The organism is Paraburkholderia sp. SECH2, from assembly GCF_030464795.1.
Lineage (GTDB): Bacteria > Pseudomonadota > Gammaproteobacteria > Burkholderiales > Burkholderiaceae > Paraburkholderia > Paraburkholderia aspalathi.
Window position 1 is genome coordinate 1 of sequence record NZ_JALPRH010000065.1, and the last position, 2,303, is coordinate 2,303.

The following is a 2,303-nucleotide window of genomic DNA, read 5'->3' on the forward strand; positions in this document are numbered from 1 at the left end:
GCGCAGACAAAACACCGCCTTCTGCCGCTAACCAGTTCTATTCTCCCATCTCATAAGCATAAGCAGTACACAGTAATCGTATTATTCTCGGCTATCTCGTCTTATTGCGACAGAACCCGGGGAAATGCACGTCCTGAGAATTGGCAGTATAGGGACGCTCCGGACGGAAGTCTTTGATCTTATTGTTTCGCTGCGTGTCAGGGACTGCGGAAAAGGGATAAGGGGATCGGATGCGCGTTTGCGCGCCGCATAGTGAAACACGATGCCGTGAGCGGCAGAGCCTCTTCTACCGGTCACTTTTTGGCTACCATGAGGCATGGTGGCGATTTGTGAGCGGTGCCACATGCCGGCGCCCAGGCGCGGCGTCGCCAGACAGAGGCATACAGCCAACGCGCAATTCCGGGCCCATTACGCATTATCCATCAAACCGATCCTGACTTATGACAACGCTCAAAGACCGTCTGGCTGCGAACGACCAGCGACTCAAGGAATTAAAGGAAACCCGCAAGGCGGCCGACAAGGTGCGACGGCAAGCCTGCAAGCAAAGCAGGGGGGGCCGCGAACGCAAGGTGATGCTGGTCTGCGAAGCTGTGCTGCGCCGCGTCGAGCGCGGCGAATGGGACGAAGCAGAATTCCGCGAGATGATGGATGACGCCTTGAGTCGTCCTGCAGCCCGGGCTTTGTTTGATCTCGAGTGATCGCTTCAACCTGCACTGACGCGAACACGTCCGGTGCGCATGAAGACACCTTCCACTGCCGATAGCCTGATCAGGCATTGGCATATGGTCGTGTGCGCAATCCGGATGCGTCGGTTCTTAAAAACCCCAAAAAGAGCCCGCTGCAGAGCGGGCATTCACATGGAAAGAGAGAGCTAATCTCTCGCCGGGGACGAAGTAACACTATGGCGCAATGCCTCAGAAGGCGCCCTGAAATATTGTTTCTCCGGATTGCGCCCAGTCCGTTTCCTTGTTGCCGGCACCGTGACCGTGCGGCACGCGGACTGCAGCAGTTCTCTATCGGCTTGCTGCATCTGCCCGGGCCACTGAGCGCACGCCCTTGACGCATTTGGCCTTTCGCGATGACAGTACGCAGGAGCTTGCGCACGGTTTTCGTCTTCGGATTCATGATGGTGAGACGGCTCATTACGCGCGCGTCTTTACGCGACATATCCACGCACCTGGCTGAAAGGTAATTGCCATGTAGAGCCTGATTAGCTCGCGAGCCTGTTGCCGGTGGTCTGCGACAAGGATAGACGGTACGTCGCCGTTAAGGGCCGTGAAGGGCGTCACGCAGCGCTGGACGTGGCCCTTTCACTGAAGGGTTACGCGCGCGCTTTCCGATCGATGATGCACAAGGCAGCGTGAGCCCTCCAGAAAGCTTGCCAAAGGCGACTGGTCACGTCCTCTTGCAAAACCTGCGCACCGTAATCCCTGCATCGGTTCATCGTAAAACACCCGTTCGGGCAGCGAGTCGCCGCAGTGGAACGCACGCGCGTTTTCGCATCTGAGCCTTTGCACAAGTGAATCCAGCGAGCCATCGCGGGCGGTGGCTGCTTGACGCAGCAATTCACACTCTTCTTCAGTCAATCCAATACAGGACATAAAATTCTGCTCCTCGGTAATCGTTGCCGCAGGGTTCGCGGGTATCCAGGACTTAGGCCATTTGCTCTCGTCAGCAGACTGCGGTCGGCTGCTCCTGCAAATGTTGTCCGCTATTGATCGTTGATCGCAATGTCGGCACCGGCTGCGGATCCGGCTTCGCGTGGCACCACATACTGAAGCGGGCGGCGATTTCTTCGGGCGGGCCCAGTAGCATTGCAGTACAGATCGCGTCCATACGGATGGGATGACAGCGCGATCAGGGCGACAATCTACTGGACCGGGTCTCGCGGATCAACTCGCAAAGTTGATAGGGTGGAACACCGCAGACCCGCCACGATCCAAGCAAACAGCGGGTATGAGACGTTGGAACGCGTCGACGACCTGATCCGCGCAGCGGTGTCACGTCAGTGCCGCGCAGCATCGCGAAGACCATCGACCTGCTTATCTACATCGAGCAGGTTACGGAAATGGTCGACGGCCAAAAGCATCGGCGCAAGATCAGTGAGATCCTTGCCGTGAAAGGTGTCAGGGGCGACGAATGTTGATTGAAGGGGGTGCGGCAGAGCCTATGTTGTACGGACTTTGAACGGACTGAGATGCCCGTCAGTTCTATCAGGTCATGGAGGTGCCCAGAACGGGTAACCTTGACCGGCTTTGTTCAGCAGGGTAGGTACCCGGTTTGTTGCGGACGCAACTATGCAT

The 2,303-nt window shown here is 57.3% G+C and carries 2 protein-coding genes; both read left to right on the top strand.

What is annotated here, in order from left to right; all coding sequences use genetic code 11:
* Positions 1-440 precede the first annotated feature (440 nt).
* Entirely contained in the window at positions 441-698 is a 258-nt protein-coding gene (locus M0D66_RS37860) for a hypothetical protein (RefSeq protein WP_266212952.1), read from the top strand.
* 1,310 nt (positions 699-2,008) lie between these two features.
* Positions 2,009-2,146: a hypothetical protein gene (locus tag M0D66_RS37865; RefSeq protein ID WP_266212953.1), complete on the top strand. Its 138-nt coding sequence runs from the start codon at positions 2,009-2,011 to the stop codon at positions 2,144-2,146.
* Positions 2,147-2,303 lie beyond the last annotated feature (157 nt).

Bases quoted from the DNA above. Each gene is read 5' to 3' on its own strand.
- M0D66_RS37860 (WP_266212952.1), top strand. From the start codon at position 441: ATGACAACGCTCAAAGACCGTCTGGCTGCGAACGACCAGCGACTCAAG.